The 20,991-nt window shown below is 61.8% G+C and carries 21 protein-coding genes and 1 riboswitch; of the genes, 9 read left to right on the top strand and 12 right to left on the bottom strand.

Translation table 11 applies throughout. From position 1 onward, the window contains the following. The coding region (locus NET03_RS06720; RefSeq protein WP_252128132.1) for a PxKF domain-containing protein at positions 1-755 on the top strand (755 nt) is incomplete at its 5' end. A gap of 371 nt (positions 756-1,126) precedes the next feature. Here NET03_RS06720 and nrfD read toward each other — a convergent pair. The 8 genes from nrfD to NET03_RS06680 all read right to left on the bottom strand — a co-directional run bounded on the left by nrfD (position 1,127) and on the right by NET03_RS06680 (position 9,651). Continuing rightward, entirely contained in the window at positions 1,127-2,131 is a 1,005-nt protein-coding gene (nrfD, locus tag NET03_RS06715; RefSeq protein WP_252128131.1) for an NrfD/PsrC family molybdoenzyme membrane anchor subunit, read from the bottom strand. Further along, positions 2,124-2,975 (bottom strand): 4Fe-4S dicluster domain-containing protein, encoded by an 852-nt coding sequence (locus tag NET03_RS06710; protein ID WP_252128130.1) that lies wholly within the window; start codon positions 2,973-2,975, stop codon positions 2,124-2,126. The genes nrfD and NET03_RS06710 overlap by 8 nt, the downstream gene beginning before the upstream one ends. Continuing rightward, positions 2,972-6,061: a formate dehydrogenase gene (gene fdh / locus NET03_RS06705; protein WP_252128129.1), complete on the bottom strand. Its 3,090-nt coding sequence runs from the start codon at positions 6,059-6,061 to the stop codon at positions 2,972-2,974. The genes NET03_RS06710 and fdh overlap by 4 nt, the downstream gene beginning before the upstream one ends. A gap of 36 nt (positions 6,062-6,097) precedes the next feature. After that, positions 6,098-6,880 (bottom strand): DUF6062 family protein, encoded by a 783-nt coding sequence (locus NET03_RS06700; RefSeq protein ID WP_252128128.1) that lies wholly within the window; start codon positions 6,878-6,880, stop codon positions 6,098-6,100. Positions 6,881-6,886: 6 nt separating this feature from the next. Further along, positions 6,887-7,312, bottom strand: coding sequence for a universal stress protein (locus NET03_RS06695; protein ID WP_252128127.1), 426 nt, complete (start codon positions 7,310-7,312; stop codon positions 6,887-6,889). A 6-nt stretch (positions 7,313-7,318) separates the two neighbouring features. Continuing rightward, positions 7,319-7,861 (bottom strand): cation:proton antiporter, encoded by a 543-nt coding sequence (locus tag NET03_RS06690; RefSeq protein ID WP_252128126.1) that lies wholly within the window; start codon positions 7,859-7,861, stop codon positions 7,319-7,321. After that, positions 7,818-8,495, bottom strand: coding sequence for a cation:proton antiporter (locus NET03_RS06685; protein WP_252128125.1), 678 nt, complete (start codon positions 8,493-8,495; stop codon positions 7,818-7,820). Before NET03_RS06685 ends, NET03_RS06690 begins: the two co-directional genes overlap by 44 nt. 76 nt (positions 8,496-8,571) lie before the next feature. Continuing rightward, a riboswitch (Fluoride riboswitch) is annotated at positions 8,572-8,650 on the bottom strand. Between the two features lie 293 nt (positions 8,651-8,943). Beyond that, positions 8,944-9,651, bottom strand: coding sequence for a hypothetical protein (locus NET03_RS06680; protein ID WP_252128124.1), 708 nt, complete (start codon positions 9,649-9,651; stop codon positions 8,944-8,946). A 516-nt stretch (positions 9,652-10,167) separates the two neighbouring features. On the opposite strand from NET03_RS06680, the gene NET03_RS06675 reads away from it, so the two are divergent. After that, positions 10,168-10,563 (top strand): HEPN domain-containing protein, encoded by a 396-nt coding sequence (locus NET03_RS06675; protein ID WP_252128123.1) that lies wholly within the window; start codon positions 10,168-10,170, stop codon positions 10,561-10,563. Further along, positions 10,514-10,870, top strand: coding sequence for a nucleotidyltransferase domain-containing protein (locus NET03_RS06670; protein WP_252128122.1), 357 nt, complete (start codon positions 10,514-10,516; stop codon positions 10,868-10,870). Before NET03_RS06675 ends, NET03_RS06670 begins: the two co-directional genes overlap by 50 nt. Positions 10,871-12,050: 1,180 nt before the next feature. Here NET03_RS06670 and NET03_RS06665 read toward each other — a convergent pair. Both NET03_RS06665 and gltX read right to left on the bottom strand, forming a co-directional pair. Further along, positions 12,051-12,227 carry a hypothetical protein gene (locus NET03_RS06665; protein ID WP_252128121.1) on the bottom strand — a complete coding sequence of 59 codons (177 nt, stop codon included), beginning with the start codon at positions 12,225-12,227 and terminating at the stop codon, positions 12,051-12,053. A 93-nt stretch (positions 12,228-12,320) separates the two neighbouring features. Beyond that, positions 12,321-13,838, bottom strand: a complete 1,518-nt coding sequence (gene gltX / locus NET03_RS06660; RefSeq protein WP_252128120.1) for a glutamate--tRNA ligase — start codon at positions 13,836-13,838, stop codon at positions 12,321-12,323. Positions 13,839-13,935: 97 nt separating this feature from the next. On the opposite strand from gltX, the gene NET03_RS06655 reads away from it, so the two are divergent. Next, positions 13,936-14,601: an HAD family hydrolase gene (locus NET03_RS06655; RefSeq protein ID WP_252128119.1), complete on the top strand. Its 666-nt coding sequence runs from the start codon at positions 13,936-13,938 to the stop codon at positions 14,599-14,601. Here NET03_RS06655 and NET03_RS06650 read toward each other — a convergent pair. Next, a complete protein-coding gene (locus tag NET03_RS06650; RefSeq protein WP_252128118.1) occupies positions 14,594-14,875 on the bottom strand; it encodes a 4a-hydroxytetrahydrobiopterin dehydratase in 282 nt (93 codons plus the stop codon). The genes NET03_RS06655 and NET03_RS06650 overlap by 8 nt on opposite strands. Positions 14,876-15,194: 319 nt before the next feature. On the opposite strand from NET03_RS06650, the gene NET03_RS06645 reads away from it, so the two are divergent. Beyond that, complete coding sequence (locus NET03_RS06645; protein ID WP_252128117.1) at positions 15,195-16,799, top strand: lysozyme family protein; 1,605 nt, start codon at positions 15,195-15,197, stop codon at positions 16,797-16,799. A gap of 46 nt (positions 16,800-16,845) precedes the next feature. Then, positions 16,846-17,319, top strand: coding sequence for a DinB family protein (locus NET03_RS06640; protein WP_252128116.1), 474 nt, complete (start codon positions 16,846-16,848; stop codon positions 17,317-17,319). Between the two features lie 3 nt (positions 17,320-17,322). On the opposite strand, the gene NET03_RS06635 is transcribed toward NET03_RS06640, so the two are convergent. After that, positions 17,323-18,360 (bottom strand): threonine aldolase family protein, encoded by a 1,038-nt coding sequence (locus NET03_RS06635; RefSeq protein ID WP_252128115.1) that lies wholly within the window; start codon positions 18,358-18,360, stop codon positions 17,323-17,325. A gap of 191 nt (positions 18,361-18,551) precedes the next feature. Here NET03_RS06635 and NET03_RS06630 point away from each other — a divergent pair, with 191 nt between their 5' ends. The 3 genes from NET03_RS06630 to NET03_RS06620 all read left to right on the top strand — a co-directional run bounded on the left by NET03_RS06630 (position 18,552) and on the right by NET03_RS06620 (position 20,959). Next, on the top strand, positions 18,552-19,751 hold the full coding sequence (locus NET03_RS06630; RefSeq protein ID WP_252128114.1) for an MFS transporter: 1,200 nt from the start codon (positions 18,552-18,554) through the stop codon (positions 19,749-19,751). Between the two features lie 5 nt (positions 19,752-19,756). Beyond that, positions 19,757-20,293: a hypothetical protein gene (locus NET03_RS06625; RefSeq protein ID WP_252128113.1), complete on the top strand. Its 537-nt coding sequence runs from the start codon at positions 19,757-19,759 to the stop codon at positions 20,291-20,293. Positions 20,294-20,377: 84 nt separating this feature from the next. Further along, complete coding sequence (locus tag NET03_RS06620) at positions 20,378-20,959, top strand: FHA domain-containing protein (RefSeq protein ID WP_252128112.1); 582 nt, start codon at positions 20,378-20,380, stop codon at positions 20,957-20,959. The last annotated feature ends 32 nt before the right edge of the window (positions 20,960-20,991 follow it).

Below are 20,991 nucleotides of genomic sequence, written 5' to 3'. Positions count from 1 at the left end.
CATCAGACGGTGGCTCCGGTTTAGCAGATGCCACAGACGCCACCTTCTCTCTCACCACCAGTGTTCCTGCCGATACTGAGACCCCCAGCGCCACAACGAGCAGCCGCACCGTGGCCGATATGGTCGGCAACAGCACAACCGTCGGACCGTATTTCTTCAAGGTCGACAAGAAGGGACCCACCGTCACCCTCAGTTGTCCGAGCGGTCCGATCCTTCAGAACACGACGATCTCCGCGACCTGGTCAGCCACCGACGGCGGATCGGGAGTCGCCGGTGCGACTTCTGGGAACGTGCTGTTGGACACGACCCAGGTCGGATCACAAACGCTCACACTGCCGGCTGGCTTGGTTGTGGATAACGCTGGGAACCCGAGCTCCTCGGTTAACTGCACCTATCAGGTCATGTATCAATGGCGCGGTTTCTTCGCACCAGTGGACAATCCTGGCGTCTGGAACGTGGTACAGGCTGGCCGCAGCGTCCCGCTCAAGTTCTCACTGAACGGGTACCAGGGCATGAATATCCTCCTCGGAGCGCCGCGCGTGCAGTTTGTCACTTGCGGTGCGGGCCCCACTGACATCATCACCGAAACCGAGGCCAGCACCGCCGGCAGCAGCGGACTCCAATACGACCGGACAACCGACCAATATATCTACGTCTGGAAGACGGACAAGGCCTGGGCTGGTCGGTGCGGGAAGGTCGTGCTCTTGCTAAAGGATGGGACCACTCGAGAGGCCTGGTTCCAGTTCCGACGCTAGACGATCTGCCACGTTGCGATGTCGGCCCGGGGGTGAGAGTTCGCCCCCGGGTCTTTTCAGCGCCCGATCTTGCGCATCGAGCATCGACAGCAGCGTCATACCAATGTCAGGCGCCCCGCTCCAATCATTTTCACGCCGGCGAGCATGGAGAGCCTCACCAGTCCACGCGGTACTCCGCACAGTATCGAAGACACAACCCCACCGTGCATGACCAAGCGACCGCACCACAGCAGAGCACATGCCTGGCCGGGAGACGAGCACTCGGCTCGCTTCGGGGAGACCGACCCAGTAGCGCCATCTCACCCGTAACGGACCACAGGTACATCAGCACCCAATCTCTACCGCAAGCAAGGAACTCGTCCATTCCAGACTCAGTGACGCTCACCGCGGGTCATCACGAAGGTCGCTCTCGGGTCCTCCGCTGAGCAGCGCCCGCCGAAGACCATCGCTGCACGTAGCAGAAAGGCTCCGCCGAACGCGACCAGCGCAGCGAGCACCCGCAGCACGGTGCGGCACCGGCGCGGCACGACCCGCGCCAGGAGGTGCAGTCCGAGCGCGAGCCCGGCACTGGCCCGTGCTCCCGCGTAGGCACGCCCCTCAAGTCCCACCGTGATCGGTCGTCCGACCACGTCTCCACTGCCACGCTGTACCGCTTCCAGCAGAGCGAGTTCTCCAACGAGCGCCACCTGTTCTACCCGCTCGAGCGCGCGCCGTACTCGCTGAACATCCGGCCCGCTCCCGACAAGAAGGGACAGTGCCGCCGCAGCACTCGAGAGCGCGGAACAAAGGAAGAGTGGTCCCAAGCGGAGCGCATTCCGTGCCCACAGCGGTACAGCTGTCGCACCGAGCAGCACGCCAGTGTATCCAGCGAGGAAAAAGGCCGGGAGTAGACTCATCGCCGCGAGACCGCGGTCAGGAAGCCGACGGATGCACCGAACCACTCCCCTCCGACCGAGCAAGCCATCTTCGGCCGCTTGCCATAGCGCGTTCAAGAAGGCACTGGCGGTAAACCCCACCAGTCCCCACACACCAACTGACATTGGAGAGCGCAACTTGACCACCCGCAACATGTGATGAAAGCGTTCGGGCCGCCCCAAGTCGACGATGAGGAGAAGTGGACCGGGCAACACCGCCAAGAAAGCTAGATACCTCCCGATCCGCACGACGGACCTGGCCCACCGCCCACCAACCAACCGGGCTGCGGCCGCCAGCACTGCACTGCCACCAGCCAGACCTCCGAGCACGAAGTAGAAAACGATCGGCCACCGCCAGTGTGGTCCGTGAATGACCGGTAGTCCGTAGTAGCTCTCGCGTGTTTCGGCGCTCACTGGCTCTCCAGGGGCACGCCGGTGTTGCCAACGACGCAGTTCAGCCATGGCGCACCTCCTTGGTTCGCCAGAAGGAGAGGAGCGTCGCCACGCCGAGCACCAACGCTGCCAGTGCCGTCGTCAAGAAGGCCGGTAGCACCCGCCGCTGCGGGAGTTCTGGCGCCGCTGGCAGGTTGTACACCTCCGGCGGAGCAGTCAGGATAAAGAAAGCGTTCAGCCCCCCGATTCCTCCGGTGCCACCGAGCGCTTCGTCACCGTAGATCCGTGCGTCAACGCCTTGCGCCTGAAGCTCAGCCACACGCGCTTTGGCACGATCCATCAACGCGTGTACCGGTCCGAACTGAATAGCATCGGTCGGACAGGCTTTTGAGCAGGCTGGCTCCAGGCCGTCCTTCAGCCGGTCGTAGCAGAGCGTGCACTTATGCGCTTTACCATCAAGTGGGCTCAGCGCTGGAACACCGAAGGGGCACGCAGGGACACAGTAGCCGCAGCCATTGCAAACATCCTGTTGAATGACAACAGTGTCGAATTCGGTACGGATAATCGCCCCGGTGGGGCAGGCCTCCATGCATCCCGCATTGACGCAGTGTTTACACACATCGCTGAGCATCAGCCAGTGACTCTGGAAAGGTTGGAGCCGCGTTGGACGCCGCCCCTGCCGATCGGCAACGCGTTCGATGAAAGCGACATGCCGCCAGGTGGTTGCGCCGAGGTCACCGGTGTTGTCGTAACTCATACCGGTAAAGCCAAAGTCATCCATCGGCAGCTGGTTCCACTGCTTACAGGCGACTTCACACGCCTTGCAGCCGATGCAGAGCGTCGTATCTGTCAGGAACCCGAAAGCACCGGGGCGAGCGCGCGTGCGGCCGACCAGCGTGCTTTCACTGTTCACCGCACCACCCCCTCTTGCAGCCGTCCCTTGCGGATCGTGCAGGTGAATGACTTGGCCTCGTGGATGAGCGAATTGGGGTCTTTAACGAGGGCAGCGAGCTCGTTGGCGATACCACCCGTTGCCAGCCCACCAAAACCGAAATGCCACGGCATGCCGATGACATGCACGGTTCGCCCTGCGATGACAAGCGGCTGGACACGCTCGGTGACCAGCGCACGAGCTTCTGCACAGCCACGGGCAGTCTCAACGACGACCCAATCGCCAGTGGTGATCCCCAGTTCACGGGCAAGCTCCGGACTGAGTTCGACAAAGCCGGCGGGCTGCAACTCGGCCAGCCAGGGTACCCAGCGACTCATGCCACCAGCGGTGTGATGCTCCGTAAGTCGGTAAGTCGTGATGACGTACGGATAGCGCGGGTCACCAATCTCGTGATACGGGTTGTCTGGGCGGAGGAAGACTGGTGCCACCGGACTCCGCGGCTGAGCGGGATAGAGCGGGTTGGTGACCGGTGTCTCCCACGGCTCGTAATGGGTAGGTAGAGGTCCGTCCAAGAGCCCCCGTGGGACGAAGAGCCATCCCTGCCCATCAAGCATCATGATGAACGGTGCCGTGCCCGGATGCGCCTCAAGCCCACGAGCGCCCGGCGGCGGCTGATAATCCGGTGGCTTGCTCGCCGGGAAGTCCGGCACATCGTAGCCGACCCACCGTTGCTGTTCGGGGTCCCACCAGATCCACTTCTTCCGTTCACTCCAGGGGCGTCCCTGCGGGTCAGCCGAGGCACGGTTGTAAAGGATCCGACGGTTGGCAGGCCAGGCAAAGCCCCAGTCGAGACTGGCGCGATCATCACCACGACGTCGCTTGGCACGGTGCTCCCCTTCGGGCGTGACAATGCCCGAATAAATCCAGCACCCGCAGGCTGTTGAGCCGTCATCAGCCAGCTCCTGAAAGCCCGCGACCGGGCGGCCATCGCTGACCCGGTATCCGCTGATCTCCCGAGCCACGGCCATGAGGTCAAGCTCCTGATGTGGCCCCACTGTTGGGTAATCCCACGTGAGGGCAGCGATTTGCCGACCAGCTGGTGACTCATCACCGGCGTAGAGCTCCTTGAGGCGCTGTCCCAACTGGAAGACGAAGTGAGCCTCCGAGCGGGCATCTCCTGGCGGATCGACCGCTTTGTCATGCCACTGCACGAGGCGATGCGTGTTCGTGAATGTCCCGTCCTTTTCAGCAGCGATGGCCGCGGGGAGGAAGAACACTTCGGTCTTGATGTCCTGCGGCCGGACCTCGCCACTTCGCACCTCAGGAGCGTCATACCAGAAGGAAGCCGTTTCGATCTCGTGGACATCGCGAACAACGAGCCAATCGAGATTGGCCAATGCCTGGCGAGCCAGTCGGGCGTTCTGGCCACCGACGGCCGGATTCATCCCCATGACAAAGAGGCCCTTAATGATCCCGTCCTTCATCATAGTCAGGATCGATTGGAACGAGTAGTCGCCGCCGATTTTTGGCAGGAATTCGTAGGCGAAGTCATTTTCCGGTGTTGCGGCATCACCATACCATGCTTTGAGGAGCGAAATGAGGAACTTGGGCATGTCGTACCAGAGACCGGTTGCAGGGCGCTCATGGGCAAAGTAGTCGGCGAGCGTTGCATGCTGCGGGATTGCCTGAGGCATCTTCAGATACCCAGGCAGCAGATCGAAGAGGGTTGGGATATCGGTGGACCCTTGAATCGTCGCGTGCCCCCGCAAGGCGAGGATTCCACCGCCCGGCCGACCAATGTTGCCGAGCAGGAGCTGCAGCAGCGCACAGCAGGAAATGATCTGCGTGCCGATCGTGTGCTGCGTCCAGGCGACGGCATAGCAGAAGGCAGTTGTCCGGTCACGGCCCGAGTTAGCGAGGATCGTGTCGGCGACTTCGACAAAAAGATCGCGAGGGACGCCACACGCTTGCTCGACGAGTTCCGGTGTGTAGCGCGCAAAGTGGCGTTTCACCACCTGCAACGCACAGTTAGGGTGCTGAAGTGTCGGATCGCGCTCGGGTTCGATGCGCGGGCGACAGGGCCAGCGTTCCCCGTCCAGCGGTTGGACCCGGCCAGCATACTGCCAGCTCGAGGGATCGTACCGGTGCTGCTGCGGATCGTAGCCGCTGAAAACTCCAGCCAAGTCTTCCGTATCACGGAAGTCGGGAGAGACAAGCACGCTGGCATTCGTATAGTGCAGCACATACTCACGGAAGAACGGATCACTGTTCCAGCGCTCGGAGTTTAGGACGTAGTTCACCAGAGCACCAAGGAAAACCAGGTCGCTTCCCGGGCGGATCGGTACGTGGAGGTCGGCTAGTGCCGAGGTGCGTGAAAAGCGGGGATCAACATGGATGATGCGCGCACCACGCTCCCGTGCCTTGACAACGAAGCGGAAGCCGACGGGATGGTTCTCGGCCATATTTGAGCCCATGATGACGATGCAGTCACTCTCGGCCAGGCTGGCCAGAGTGGTTGTGGCACCACCTCGTCCAAGTCGGGCGCCCAGACCGGGCACCGTGCTGGAGTGTCATATGCGGGCTTGGTTTTCAACGGCGACGATCCCGAGCCCCCCAGTGAAGAGCTTTTTGATGAGATAGTTCTCTTCGTTGTCGAGTGTTGCGCCGCCCAGGTGCGCAATGCCGAGCGTCCGGTTGACCACCAGACCGTTTTCATCACGATGAACGAAGGTCGCATCTCGGGTTTGCTTGACAAGCTGGGCAATGCGTTCCATCGCCCAGTCGAGGGAACGCTCCTCCCAATGGTCACTATAGGGTGCGCGATACTTGACGCGGAGCTCGCGCAGTGGGCTGTGAATCAGCTGCCAGGTCGCTGCCCCTTTGGGGCAGAGGGTGCCGCCATTGATTGGGCTCTCGTAGTTTCCCTCGATGTCAAGAATACGGCCGTCCTTGGTATAGACAAGTTGCGAGCAGCCAACGGCGCAGTATGGGCAGACGCTGATGCTCACCTCAGCACCACGGATGCGGGACCGTGCCTGTCGTGTAGCCTGACTTACTGGATTCGGAACTAAACCAATGTGATTGCGGAGCCCCTGCAGCAGCTGCATCCCAACGCCCTCCTGTTCGTTCTTGAGCAAGTGTACTCACCCTCGTTTCCGAGGGGGGCAATGAGCACCCTGCTCTTGCGACGTTTGGCGCTGTGTCGGTGATTCTCGGTCACTTTTGTATCCGAACTGTACAAGGGCACGGCGCCAGGCATGCTGCTCCGCACCGCGTGGTTCATGCGCATACCGGTAGTCAGCTTTGCGGAAGAACTCGTCCAGATCGTGCTTGGTGGACTCGAGCTGCTTCTGCAACACCTCGAGAACGAGCAGAAGCCCACGCTGTTGCTCTCCTCGCGCCGACCGTGCAACAAGCAGAGCGTGCGGAACGCAACAGCCGCCGACCTCGACGAAGCGAGCACGCAGTGTTTCGTCGTACTCCAGCGCTTCCAGCAGCATGGGGATAAGGCTCTCCTGTGTCCGCTCAATCACGTCGCAGAAGAGACACCCAGCGGTTGGTTCGACCACCCTGGTCGCCCCTTTACGCCAGGATCGGAATCGCAAAGGTCTCTTCTCCGCAACTGCTGCGAGTGAAGTGCGGAGAGCAGTTAGCAGATCCTCGATGATCCACGAAAACATTGCCGAGACCTGCCACTGCGGTCCACGCTCAGCGACGAGTTTCAGGTGCTCTGCGCAGAAACCACGCGACCGAACATATTGCAGAACAATCTCAGGCTCCCCGTACGATTCATGAAAGAACCAAAACAGAAACCGCTCGAGCGCTTCTGCCTCAGCATGGCAGAGTGGGCAGCCCGACTTGGCAAGCAGATGACGGATCTCTGCGATCACGTAGCGTGGAGGAGCTTCACGGTGTGCTGTCTTCATGGCTGGCTACCACCGCACGACCAAGACGCTGCACGGTGCATGGCGAACAACCTTGTCTGCGGTCGTGCCAAGGAAGACACCCCACACACCGGAACGACCACTGTGGCCAATGACTAAAAGGTCAAAGTTGCCGCGTTGGGCCTCTTGGACAAGCAGTTGTGCGGGGTGCCCCAGGCGCGTCACCGCGTGGATCTCCAGCCCAAACTCTGCGGCCTGCGTGCGCGCCGCCTGTTGGAGGCGCTCCAACTCCTCCTCAATGAGTCGCCGTTGCTCATCGACCTCACCGACCGTGGCCGTCGCCCAATGCGGCGTTTCGATCACCGACAAACTCCAGAGTTCGGCACCAAAGCGACGGGCCAACTCAATGGCATGACGCAGTGCCGCCTTCGCGCCATCGGACCCGTCAAAGCCGACCAAGATCTTTCGGTACATTGCGTGTTACTCCTCTCCTTCCGCCACAGGAACCGTCACGATGGGCTCCCTGGCCTGCTCCGGCTCTGGTGTGTGCGGTAAGAAGAATGTTTGCGCAATCCACGTGGGAACTAGCGCCGAACCGATAACCGCCGTCACGAGCGCAGTGTACTGTGCCTGATTGATGATCCCATTATTCAGCCCGAAGAGGGCCGAAATTGTCCCGAACGTCAGACCGGTCGACATGAGCAGCGTGGTATAAGCCGAACTGGGACGCCCCATTCCAAAGAGCAGGGTGAGCGGCCCCACACCAATCAGCTTGGTCACCATCTTGACCACGAGCAGGGCAACGACAAGGCCGATGCCGGTCACCAATGCCGGAATCGACACATAGAGGCCAGCCTTCAGAAAGTACCACGGCGTCAGCAACGCGAAGGCAATCGTGCGCAACCGCAACATCAACGTCCGCTGGTGCGTAAAGATCCCCGCTACGACGAGACCGACGAGATAGGCCGGCAAGACAGCTTCACTCTTCGCCCGCGTCGCCAGCCAGCCGAGGAAGAAAAGCACAAGCAGCAGGAACCTTAACCTCCGGCTCACTCACCCGGTTCCCCCAGACCGTAACCACGAAGCGCATCGCCCGTGGCAGTACAGCCAAGATGGCGATGGTCACCACCGTGAAGACGAGCAACCAGAGGTTGTAGTTGGCGAAGATGAGCCCCAGCGCGAGCACGGTGCCGAGGTCGTTTACAAAGCAGGCGGCGAGGATCAACTTGCCGAGGTCAGTCTCGTTGAGCCCAGTTTCGACCATGACGGCGTAAACCACCGCCACCGAGGTCGTGGAGAGCGCAGTCCCCGCGATCCAGGCTTGCGGAGTCGTCCAGCCAGCCACAAAACGCGCAAAGGCCGCAGCGCCAAAGAAAGGGAAAAGGAACCCAGCGATGCCAATCGCCAAGCTCGGCTTGAGGTGCCGCCGTAGAGCCTCCGGCTCAATCTCCGCCCCAGCGAGAAAGGTCAAGAGGACCGCCCCAAACCCCGCCAGGGTGTTAATCCAGTCGGTCACTTGGAGGTGGAAAAGATTACCAGCCGCGACCCCCACCAATATTTCAAGGAGTGCAACAGAGATCCCGAGTCGAATCGAAAAGATGCTTGCTACGAAGGCGAGTGCGACCCAGATCGCTGCGATCGCCCAAACATTCTCCATTCTTCCACCCCCGTTCTCGCGAGCCGATCTGTACCACACGGCGGGGGCGGAAAGAGAAAGCTCCTGCCCACACACCGTGTGGACAGGAGCCATCAGCCACGCTCGGCAGTTCGGGCTTGACGCTCGCCCGGGCGGACTCCATCGCCCTCTTGCTTGCCCAAAAAGTACCCCACAGCAGGTCATCCTGTCAACAGGAGATTCTCGAGCGTGTATCGAATGCGCTATCACCGAAATTGGGACACAGCCCGCTTGCTCACCAACCTCTCAGCAGCAGACGACGAAGGTTTTGCAGCCCCCTCGAGAGGGATGACCAACGAGGGTGCGAGACCGGTTGTGCGGAGTCGGACAGTGGCACCGAGGTCAGCTTGAAGCCACGAGCGTTTCTCAGCCCACCGACGGCCCCAGACGGTGATCACGTGGCACCAGTGACAGCAAACGGCGCAGACGTTCAGACATCCTCGCGGACGAGCTCCACGAAGCTGCCCCACCCCTGACACCAGCCGATCGCCGCGATCAGGCCGGCCCGATCAGCACCGGTCGCGGTTCCCCGAAGTTCCCATCGGAAAGAACGCGCAAAGGCACTGACATGCCCAGCGATCCGACGAACGCGCTCCTGCTGCTCCCGGAAGGTCGCCTCGGCATAGGCGTGCTCGGTGCGGAGGTGCTCTCGGCAACGTGCCGAATGGTCATTCCCAACACATGTTCCGTAGACGAACTCCTTCCACCACGGAGATGTCTCGTGGACAAACGAGCAGAGGGGAACGAGATCCGCTCGTCGTTGAGCAAGTCCCTCGGGAGGAAAACCTGGTGACTGGGGGCCGTAACCGAGTTCGCACATCAGGCATGGGGCCCGCATGCGCAACCGCCAGGCGAGACGAAGCGCACGGCCCGGACCGTGGACATCCATCGCCCCGACAGCTCGAGACAGCAAGTCCTCGTAGAGCAGCGCCGGGCCATGCAGGAGATTCGGGCGCAGGAGCAGCTCGACCTGCAGCCAGCCGAGCGCATGGCGAGGGCACATGCCCCAAGCATCTCGAAGCCGCCAACGCGTTGCTGGAAACATGATGCTCGCGTCGATGAACGACCAGAGAAAGCCAAGTTCGCCATCAGAAAGAGGAGCTTCCGCGAGGCTGGGAAGCAGCAGTCTCTCGGACATGATCAGACAATCGACAAACACTCATCTTTCAGGAGTCATCGCTCCCGCGCACGCGCGATCATACGCCCTCCAGACCGAGCTTGGCGAGGCATAGGGGACAGACATTGTCGCTGAAGGCAGGGCTCAAGAGCCATCGCAGACGACGTCAATGGCACAGGATCCACAACGTTTCGACACGCAAGGCTCAAGAGCGACGATAGATCGGAGACGTCGCAACAGCCACCAATGTGACCTCGGGTCGAGGACGAGCGTAGCCCTCGTACGCTCCGACTACAGAGTAGCTCGACTGTGTTCTTTCAGCCGCCAACCAGCCCCGCACTGGACAGGGAAGGACTAACGAGTTCTAAAGGGGCCGTCTGCGTGCTGCTTCTCAACCGTTCTCGGCGGGGTTCCCGGGGTGATGCTCTCTCCGATGCAGCAGCTGCCCACCATTCCTGACGCACGAGTAACCACCCTCTGTCTCCTCGTTCCCGGTTGCCCTGCTGGTATGCTTCAGTCGATGTAGGAAGAGGCGTCGTGGCGAATCGTGGACCCGACTGGTTGGCACAAGCCCAGCGCGATCTTGCGCACGCTGAGCATGCGGCAGCCGCCGGAGACTACGAGTGGTCTTGCTTCGCGGCCCAGCAAGCAGCCGAAAAGGCCGTGAAGGGCCTCCTCCTGGCACTTGGCGGCGAGGGATGGGGACACAGCGTCCTTCATCTCCTTGAAGGGCTCGCGACCCGGTTCCCAGTTCCTGACGCACTTCTTTTGGCAGCGCGACGCTTGGACCGTCACTATATCCTTGCCCGCTACCCCAACGGATTTCCAGCCGGACTTCCGGGAGAGTACTACACGGTGGACGATGCAAGGGAGGCGATTACTGATGCCCGAGCCATCGTCGAGTTCTGCCAGCGTGCGTTTCCTCGATCGTGAACGCGTGCTCGCTGAACTTCGCCGTTCAACTGCGCGTGCCAGGGCGTGTCCTGGTGTTATCGCAATTCACCTCTTCGGATCCTTCGCCCATGGTGTCCCAACACCGCGTAGTGATGTGGATATCCTCGTCGTGATCGCGGACAACGCCGACCGTCACCAAGCGCGCGAGTGCTGTCTGGAGGCGTTCCGCTCGCTTCCCGTGCCGGTTGACCTCTTTGTTTGGACAGAACACGAGGTTGCCGAGAGCCTCGCCCGCGGCCAGGGGCTCGCCGCAACGGCACTCCGACACGCAGTCCGCCTGGCCTAAACGTAGGCTCGCTCGTTCTCTCGAAAGTACAAAGTGCACGACCTCTCCGGAAGAGTCCGGGCTCTTCGTGGATGAGCACTGCACCACCTCGCCCCTGCGCACGACCTCCCGCGCAATCAGGAGTGCCGCTGTACAAGTATTGGAAGGGGGGATAAACTCCACTGCCGGCATGCAGGCAAACGCGCTGCTCCCCGCCCCACAGCATGAATCGCTCGCGATTTTCGCCCGCGTTGTTCGTAATCACCGCCGCAAGCGTCACCTTCACTCTGGCCATGAGGCACAACCGAAGGATAGAGCTCCTGGACACGGTGTTACGCTGGTAAAGCCGAATTCGTGATGCCGCAGACCGCTTAGGCACCAGGCGATCGTCTCTTGTGTTGACAGAGCGAGATCGTTGCCCCTTCTATCCACAACACGGGCTACCCACGAGATCTTGGGTCAGTGCGCGTATAGGGGGACAATTACACAGGCGCAGCACGTGACGTCCCGCGGGGATCAGAAACTGGGTTGCCACCGATGGGCAAAGATGAATCCCTGCCCGAACGCAAGGCAGACACCCATCGTCCACCATCCTCGGCAGACTGCCCTGCTCACCAAAGCAACCCCACAGCGGCTGCGCAGCGATCGCTCGTCATGGCAACGGTCCCTGGAGACGTGACCAAGCTCGCCTCTCCCAACCTTCGGGGAAATGAGCGCAGAAGAACTACGGAGCCGGGATCGCGGCGGCTCCGTCGCCCCCTGCAGACGATCCAAGGACCCTGCAGCGCACAGAAACGGGAGAGAGCCGCATGCGACTAGGCGCGCAGTTTCAGCCGCGATTTCAGCAGGGGGCCGCGCAAAAGAATGGCCCCGACGATCCTCGGTTCGGGTTTCCTACTCCCCTTTCGGGTTTCGGATTCCCGGCCTCGAATCGTCGGGGCCTAGTTACAGGATACTTCATGCGAGGCGAGAGGCAAGAGGAAGACGTGACAAAAACGCAACAGTTCTCCTGCGTCCCCACAGCCTCGATCGGATGGATGACAGGAAGGCATGAAGCCAGCCGTTCCCTTCGCCGCCTCACCACTGCCGGCCGAACTGGCCCGTCGTCCCGCTCCTCTCTAACTTCTGTCAGCGACTGAGCCCTGGTACCCAGGGGCGAGGGCATGCACACGAACCTGGCAAGGTCGGTGATCCAGAAGGCTCACCGACGCAGTCGATTCCGGACGAGCCAGAACATGGCTGCCACTGCTCCGGCGAGTGGTGCCAGCGCGAGCAAGGCCAGACTGAACTGCAAAGGGCCGATCGCTCCACCGGACAAGGCAACGACGGTGACTTGGACAAGCACACCAAGAAGCACGATGGTGACTGCGATCGCCACCCCGCGACTCTTCACCGGTCTCTTCTGGGAAGTTGCGTGGACTGGCTCGCCGGCACTTCGCCGATTCCCCTGGGGTGCCACGCCTCCCCCATCTCAGTCGGATGCGCTTGCTGCACGTGCGGCCAGATACGCGGCCAGCTTCTCTCGCGCTCGCGCCAGCCGTTCGAGCGAGCGTTCCCGTCCAAGGACGCGCAGTGTCTCAAAGAGCCCTGGCGACACGGTGCGTCCCGTAACCGCCACACGGATCGGCATGAACAGTTGTCCTGTCTTGAGGCCAAGCTCCTCCGCCAGTGCCCTTAACCGTCGCTCCAAGTCGGCCTCATTGGTGAAGTCCGCGTCTTGCAGTCCAGCAAGTGTTCGCTCCAGCCCTTGGAGAACAGCCTCGGGTTCTACTTTGCGCTGCAGCAGCAGCTCCGGATCGTAGTCCTCGACCTCGGTAAAGAAGAAGCGAGTCAGCTCTGGAACTTCACTCAAGAGCTTTGCACGATCCTTGACCAGCGCAACAACGTCGCGGACATAGGCGAAGGCCGGGTGCTCTGGAACCTCAGCCTCGGGACCAACAAGTCCGGCCTCTCGTAAGAAGGGGACGCACCGGCGGGCGAATTCATCGAGTGAGAGTATGTGGTTGATATAGTACTGGTTCATCCAGAGCAACTTTTCAAAGTTGAAGCGCGCCGGGTGCGGGTTCACCTCCTCCAAACGAAAGAGCTGGATGAGTTCCTCGCGTGAGAAGATCTCACGCTCGGCGTCATAGGCCCAGCCGAGGAGGGCCAGGTAATTCATCATCGCCTCGGGCAGGTAGCCGAGCCGCTTAAACTCGAGCACCCCGGTCGCACCGTGCCGCTTGGAAAGCTTACCTTTGCCATCGGGACTAAGGATCAGCGGCAAGTGACAAAGCACCGGCATCTCCCATCCGAAGGCACGGTAGAGCTGCGCATGAAGCGGTGCCGAGGGGATCCATTCCTCCGCTCGGAGGATGTGGGAGATCTCCATATAGTGGTCGTCAACCACATTCGCCAGATGATACGTTGGGAAGCCGTCTGACTTCAGCAGGACAAGATCTTGCAGCAAGCGATTCTCGTAAGTGATCTCGCCACGGAGGAGATCGACGATCGTCGTCTCACCTTCAGACGGCATCTTGAACCGGATCACCGCCGGCTCACCCCGTTCCAGGCGCGCCTGGACTTCGTCCGGTGGAAGGAAGCGGCAGTGCCGGTCATAGCCAGGTGGTTCACCCCGCGCCCGCTGCTCTTGCCGCACACGCTCCAAGCGCTCTGGGGTGCAGAAGCAGTAATACGCATGGCCGTGCTCCACCAGCCAGCGCGCGTGCTCCTGGTAGAGCGCTAGTCGCTGGCTCTGGATATAGGGACCGTAGGGACCACCGATGTCGGGGCCCTCGTCCCACTCCAACCCAAGCCACTTCAACCCCTCAATAATCCCTTGGATACTCTGGCCAACTAGGCGTGCCTGGTCAGTGTCCTCAATGCGCAAGATGAACGCACCACCGTGCTGACGTGCGAAGAGCCAGTTGAAAAGCGCTGTACGCGCCCCACCAACGTGAAGGTCTCCCGTTGGACTCGGGGCAAACCGAACACGGACACGCGTCGTCATCGTTGGTTCCCTCGCCTCCTGGCGCGGGCTGGCCGCGCTATCAGCAAGTATGCAACGCTCGTGCCTCGGAAAGTGGGCACAGGAACGGGAGATGGCGATGAGCAGCAAGCGTGCGGGGATTCTGTTCGACCTGGACGGCGTCCTCATCAACAGCGAGGAGGCACACTACGAGGCGACACGCCGCGCCTTTCTCGCCCTTGGTCTTCCTGATCTCTCAGAGGAACTCTATCGTGACTGTATGATCGGCCGCCCCGATCGCGAAGCGATCATGGCCGCTCTGACCAAGCTCGAAACTCCTGCCGACCAGCTGACGGAGATACTCCGACTGAAGGCCAACGCCTATCACGACCTCTTCAGCCGTGGTGCAGTCGCGCTCCTCTGGGATGGTATCGCGACCGCCGTCGCCGCCTTGGAGGCCGGTTACCCGGTAGCCGTCGTCACGGGTGCCTTGAAGAACGAGGCACAATGGGCGCTACGGGCAGCTGGACTCGAGGGGCGGATCAACACCGTTGTTACGGCCGAGGACGTTACGCATGGCAAACCGCATCCGGAGCCATATCTCCTCGGCTGTTACCATCTCGGCGTAGCACCCCCTTGCAGCGTCGCGGTCGAAGATGCGCCAGCTGGTGTGCGGGCGGCCCGTGCCGCTGGACTATCCGTCGTCGCAGTGGCTCGCCGCATGCTCCCAGGACTCGAGGAAGCGGATCGAATCGTCACGGAGCTCACCTGGCAGGCAATCGTCGAGTTCCTCGCGGCTACGTGAGGAGACCGTCGATCCGCCGGGCGAGTTCCACATCCCGCTCCGTGAGGCCACCAGCCTCGTGCGTAGTGAGCAAGAGCTGCACGCGGTTGTACCGGATCGTGATATCTGGGTGATGCCGGTGCTCTTCAGCAACGTCCGCGACGCGGTTTACGAAAGCCATCGCTTCGCGGAAGTTTTTGAACTTCACCTCACGGACGAGGGCATCGCCCTGCCGCTCCCATGCTGGCAGACTCTCCAATGCTCGAGCGATTGACGCGTCATCGAGCCGTTCCATGCTGCCTCCTTTCCTCTGGGCCCATTGTATTGTACGGCGAAGCCCAATTTGACGCGCCGCGAAAAGTTCACCACAATGCTGAGTATCCGCAGCACGAGTTCTTTATATACTTTTACTATCCGTGAGCGCTCGATCGGCACATGAACGGTCGTGTGCGAACTTGCCCATCGTTTTCCGGTGATTGACCACGATCGCATCACGAATTTGACATCCCATCCCCGAGTTCGTATACTCCGCCCCCGTGCGCTGACGACACGCCAGCGCACCGCCGATCTGCTTCAGTGATCGGCTGAATACGACGAGTACAGGGAGGGAAGGGATGCGAGCATCGCCGATCCGGCTGCTCGTGCTCGGAATACTGTTTGGCTCGTTCGCACCGGCCGTCGGTGCAACGCCCTCGGGTCTCGATCCGACAACCGCCCAGCCTGCCGTGGCAGCCCTCTGGGTCCAGCTCGATGGAGGTGTTCGCTACCAAACTGTCGGTCGCGCCTGGGCGCTTGGACCAGTCATCCGCGCCGTCGCGACTGAGCCGTATGCAGAAGCCCCGGGTGGTGCGCGAACGGTGTACTATTTCGATAAGGCTCGCGTTGAGGTCACTGATCCCTCGTCAACCGATCCCCGCAAAAATCTCACACTCGGACTGCTCGTCCGCGACATGGTGCTTGGCGTTGTTCAGGTTGGTGACCAGCGCTTTCTCCCCGTGCCACCAGCCACACTCCCTCTCGCTGGAGATCTCATCGGCAATGACGCAGCCCCAACGTACGCCTCACTCCGGAATCTCGTAACCATCGGCGATCGCGCCGCCGAACGACGCACCCCTCCACGCCTTGGTGAGCCAGTCACGGAGCTCCTGCAGCGCGACGGAACAGTGCTCCCCCACATGGTCACCCAACCGGACGTCCGCATCGCTTTCTACGACGCTCAGAGCGGCCACAATATCCCGGCTGTCTTCTGGGACTGGCTCGGCCAGCAACCCTGGCCATGGATCACCCTCACCGGTCTTCCGCTCAGCGAGCCATACTGGATCCGGACACGCGTCGACGGTCAAGAACGTCTTGTCCTGGTGCAAGCATTTGAACGCCGCGTCTTGACGTACGATCCGCAGAATCCAGACACTTGGCGCGTCGAATGGGGAAACGTTGGACTCCACTACCGCGCTTGGCGCGGTCTGGATACGCCTCTCGGTTCAGGTGACCAGGCTTTGGCCAGCGGGGTACCGTTCGGGGAATATCTCGTCCGTGCTGCACGCGCATCCCAGTTGGATCCTTATCTTGTCGTCGCACTCGCTGCCGTCACTAGCCGGTTCGATCCCTTGGCGGAAACATCGACCGCACGCGGTCTGCTGCTTGTTCCTCGGTCAAGCCTCACTGACACACACTATCCGCTCGACCCGGCCGAGAATGCCCGGCGCGGCGCAGCGACACTTGCCATGTTTCTCGCCCACGCGGGCCTCGAGACTGGGCTCGCCCGCTACCTCGCGGCAGCAGGGAGCAGTGCACAACCAGGTGATGTCCTCCGCACGGCCGACGAGTTCCGCCAGCGCTTTCCGACCAATGCTGTGCCGCTCCAGGGTCCGACGCTTACCGAGGTGGGGAGGGGCCATGCGGCCTACTATGACCCGAGCTACGACGTGAGTTGGTGGGAGCAAACACTTGCCACCTATGCTCGCTGGGGTAGTGCAGTCCCCGATGCATCTCCGGACCCGAACGGCTTCTATTGTGTCCACCCGGACTATCGCCCCGGGGAACGTCTGCTCCTCATCGCCAACGGTATCGCTCTGTGGTGTACGATCGGGGACACGGTCGCCTCGGGGCACGTCGCCGCGTGGCGTAGTCGCTGGGTGGTCGAACTATCTTGGCCAACCTTTGTCGCACTCGGCCTCGACCGCAACAACGACGTGACCGTGTGGGGACCAACTCGCTGACACACAGGTCCACGTGTACCTGTACCAATGCCAGGGAGTGTGAGCGATGAGCGTCTTGCAAGAGCTGCTGCGCTTTCACCAGTGGGCCAACCAAGCGGTGCTCGCCCACTGCCGCACCGTCGATCCGCTCATCCTCGACGCGCCACCCCCACCCGGTGTCTACGGGTCAATCCGCGCGACGCTTGCGCACTTGGCGACCGCCGAGGCTGTTTATGTCTCCCGCTTGTGCAACGAGGAGCCTCAACGGCTCCCATCCGATGTCGATCTCGAAGTGATTCGCGCATCGCTTGAGCGGACCGGCGCAGCGCTCATCGAACTGGCTCAGGCGATCCCGCCCGACCAGATCATCTCCTTCAACTCACCAACCTTCGGCGCCGTTTCCACTCCGGCCTGGGTCATCTTCGCCCAGGCAATCGCGCACGGTTGCGCCCATCGCGCCCAGTTGGCAACACTCTTCACCCAACTGGGCGCGCCTCTTCCTGAACTCGACCTTTGGCGCTTCGCCGGGATCGCTCGCTGAGCGTCAGCGATGCGCCAGGACCACCCGACGCACCGCGGCAATCGCTCGCTCGATGTCCTGCCGCGAGACATCGAGGTGCGTCACGGCCCGGACGCGGTACCGCCCCATGGCTCCCATGCGAACCCCTTCGCTGAGGAGTGCTTGGGTGAACTCTTGGGCCGTCATCCCCGTGTCTCGGACATCAAAGAAGACAATATTCGTCTCTACCTCCGCCGGATCAATCCCGATCCCTGGGGTCTCCGCCAGTCCTTCCGCAAGCAACCGCGCATTGGCGTGATCTTCCGCCAAGCGCTCGACATGATGCTGTAGGGCATAGATCCCCGCGGCCGCCACAATCCCCGCCTGGCGCATGGCACCCCCAAACATCTGCTTGTAGCGCCGCGCCCGCCGCATCGTCTCCCGGTCGCCCGCCAGCACCGCACCGACAGGACATCCCAAGCCTTTGGACAGATCGATCCAAACGGTATCGACCGTCCGACACCACACCTGCGCCGGAATTCCCGTCGCCACCACGGCATTGAGCAACCGTGCCCCATCCAGATGCACTTTCAGCCCCAGCCGATGCGCTGTCGCACTGACGGCTTCCAGCGTCGCGAGCGGCCAAATCTTCCCCCCACCACGGTTGTGCGTATTCTCAAGGCACACCAGCGTCGTCGGTGGCGTGTGGACCCCATCCCCCGGTTCGGCTGCCTCCTCGACTTGCTCTGCGGTGAAGACCCCGCGCACCCCGTCGAGGAGTTGGGTCATCACTCCGCACACGAGCGCCGGCCCCCCAGCCTCCGACGTCACCGGATGCGCCGTCCGCTCAATCAGGATCCGGTCGCCCGGCTGGGTGTGTACCTTGATGCCGATCAAGTTGCACATCGTGCCAGACGGAAGAAAGAGCGCTGCCTCCTTCCCAGTGAGCTCGGCTACCATCTCCTGCAACCGGTTGACAGAGGGATCCTCGCCCAGTTGCTCGTCACCGACCTCTGCTTCGGCCATGACGCGGCGCATCGCCGGCGTCGGCCGCGTTACTGTGTCACTAATGAGATCGACCATCACCGCGATCCTTCCCATTCTGATGAAAGAGCGATCCAGCTGATCCAGCTCACGCACCACAGCCCAGCAAGGCAGTTCCGGAAAACAGCCGAAGGAGCTATGGTGACCGAGAGATCCGGCAGAACGCTCGTCTCTCGTTGCGGCCGGACGGCCACACCCTCGTATACTAGCGCGGATAGGCTGGGGGCGGGATGGGAAGTGACAGTTCGCTCAACTCCAGCGCTGCCCGCGCCACCGCGTGGCGGCTCTTCGCAGGATCGCTCCTCAATGAGGGAGCGGTCGGTTTCTTCTTCACGCTCTGGCCGCTGTATATCGCGTCGCTGGGCGCCTCGCCACCCGAGATCGGTCTAGTGATTGGTATCTCCGGGATTCTCCGCCTCCTCTTCTTGTTGCCCTCGAGCTGGCTCGTGGACCGCGCTTCGCTCCGCCTGCTCGTCGCCGGAATGCGTGGTTTGGCTGCACTTGGCTTTCTCCTCTGCGCTGCTGTCCGGGAGTGGTGGCAACTGTTCCCTGGACTTCTTGCGGTCAATGCCGGTGTGATCGCCTTCCCAGCGCTCAGCACACTCATCGCAGGGCTCGGTCGTGAGGGGGAGGAACGAACACGGTACTTCACCTTGATCTATACGGTCGCGCCTTCGATTGCCACAATCGCCACACCAGCAGCCGCGGGCTGGTTGGCTGAACGTTGGGGGCTCCGCTCGACGCTGATCGCTGCCGGTCTGACGACTGCCGCTGCGGCGCTCGTCTTTGCGACGGTGCGCATTCCGCCACATGCTACCGTCACTCGGGGAGGGGGGTCTTATCGCGAACTCCTCGCTGAGCGTCCAATTCTCCTTGTGGCCGGCCTGATGGTGACAACGATCGGTGGCATGATGCTTGGGTGGGTTCTCGCTCCCAATTACCTGCAAGAGGTGCATGGTATCAGCCTGGAACGCATCGGCTGGCTTGGTTCGATCGCGGCGCTCGGGAGTACGCTTCTCAGTCTCGGCGTGAGCCGAATCCGCTGGCTCGGAGATCCGTTTCATACGTTGCTGATTGCAACCGCGGCAGTCGCCGGTGGATTCACCCTCTTACTGCTGGGGAGCGATTTCCGCATTTTCCTCGTCGCTTACCTCCTCCGTGGCGGATTTCTCGTCGCCTGGTCTGCTTTCTATGCTGTTTTCGGAGTAGTGACACGCGAACATCTGCGCTCACGCGTCTTTGCGCTCGCCGAGATTCTGGGTGGCCTGGGGACTACGGTCGCCCCCTTCGTCGCTGGCCCACTCTACAAAATCGACGCGCGGTTGCCGTTGGCGCTGGGGCTTGGATTGAGCGTCCTCCTCGTCATGGCCACACGGATAGTCCACAATATCATCGTCCAACGTCAGAGCACCGCAGTCCCCGTCCGGTGAGTACGATGCCGGGTTTGCTCCGTCGCGCCCGAACCGAGTCTGAACGACAACGACGAGCGACCGAATGGCTGCGCTGGTTCAGCGGTGACAGCACGGAACTCAGTTACCGTCGCGAACTTGCTCGTGTGACAGGCCTCCAGCCGCAACTGGCCTGGGAACTCGTCCAAGACCTCGCCCCGTTACTCGTCGATCGCGTTCCAGCGACACTCGGAGTTCCCGTCCTCCTTGCCACGAGTGTGCTGGTTGCTGACCTGCCGAAGCCGACCGAGGCAAGCTGGACGCTCCTCGCGGCGACGCTCGAGGAACTTGAGCCAGCCCATGCTCGCACTGTGCTGGAGACGCTGGCACTGGGATGGCAGGCATGCTCTGGAGCAATCGGGAATGAAGAACGCCAGCGATTTATCCGCACGGAGCTCCAGCGCACAATCCGGCGTCTGGTCGCAAGCGATGCACCCGGTATCGACGCGCTCACGGCTCTTCTCACGGCGTTCGAAGGAGACTCGGACAGGCACTCGGGGAGCGCTATACTGAAAGATACCTGAGCGGCGGAGCGGGACGAGAGCGGGGCAGGTGAATCGCCGCGCCGCTCGACCTCAGCCCGGAACAGAGGGAGCGGAGGACGTCGGGTGAGCACGCAAGTGTGGCTGGGGATCCTCTTTCTCGCGCTCATTGTCATTTGGATCGTGGAGCTCTACTGGGTCGCACGCATGGCTGAGGAATGGGGACGAGACGCGCTGACCTTGGTCAGCGGCGCGGCAATCTTTTTTGTCTTCGCTGCACCGTTGACCATGATCGCGCCTGGTCTTGTGGAACGCGTCGGCGACATCTGGGATGCAGTGGTTCGGCCGCTCGGTACCCGGGCCCGCCGACGACGCCAGAGCACACCTCGGCTGGTCATGCCTGGGCGTACAGTCTTCCTCGAGCAGGAACGGATCCGCATCGGTCGCTATCCGAACAACGATATTGTCATCGACCATCCGACCGTTTCGGCCTATCACGCGGAACTGGTGCGACGGCCAGACGGCCGCTACGAGTTGCACGACCGTGAGAGCCGGAACGGCACGCGGATCAACGGCACGCCGGTCCGTCAAGCAATCGTGAAAGATGGGGATCAGATCACGCTCGGTGCGATCACCGTTCACTACCTCGAGGGGTCGAAGACACTAGAGGCATTGAACCGCGGGGGTGTTCCGATCAAGCGACGCTGAGAAAACGCGACACCACCCAGCGAGGGCAACTG

Origin of the sequence: Thermomicrobium sp. CFH 73360 (genome assembly GCF_023806465.1) — a bacterium.
In the GTDB taxonomy this organism is placed as follows: domain Bacteria; phylum Chloroflexota; class Chloroflexia; order Thermomicrobiales; family Thermomicrobiaceae; genus Thermomicrobium.
The sequence above is the reverse complement of the archived record's forward strand: the minus strand, read 5'-3'. Positions and strand labels throughout refer to the sequence as shown.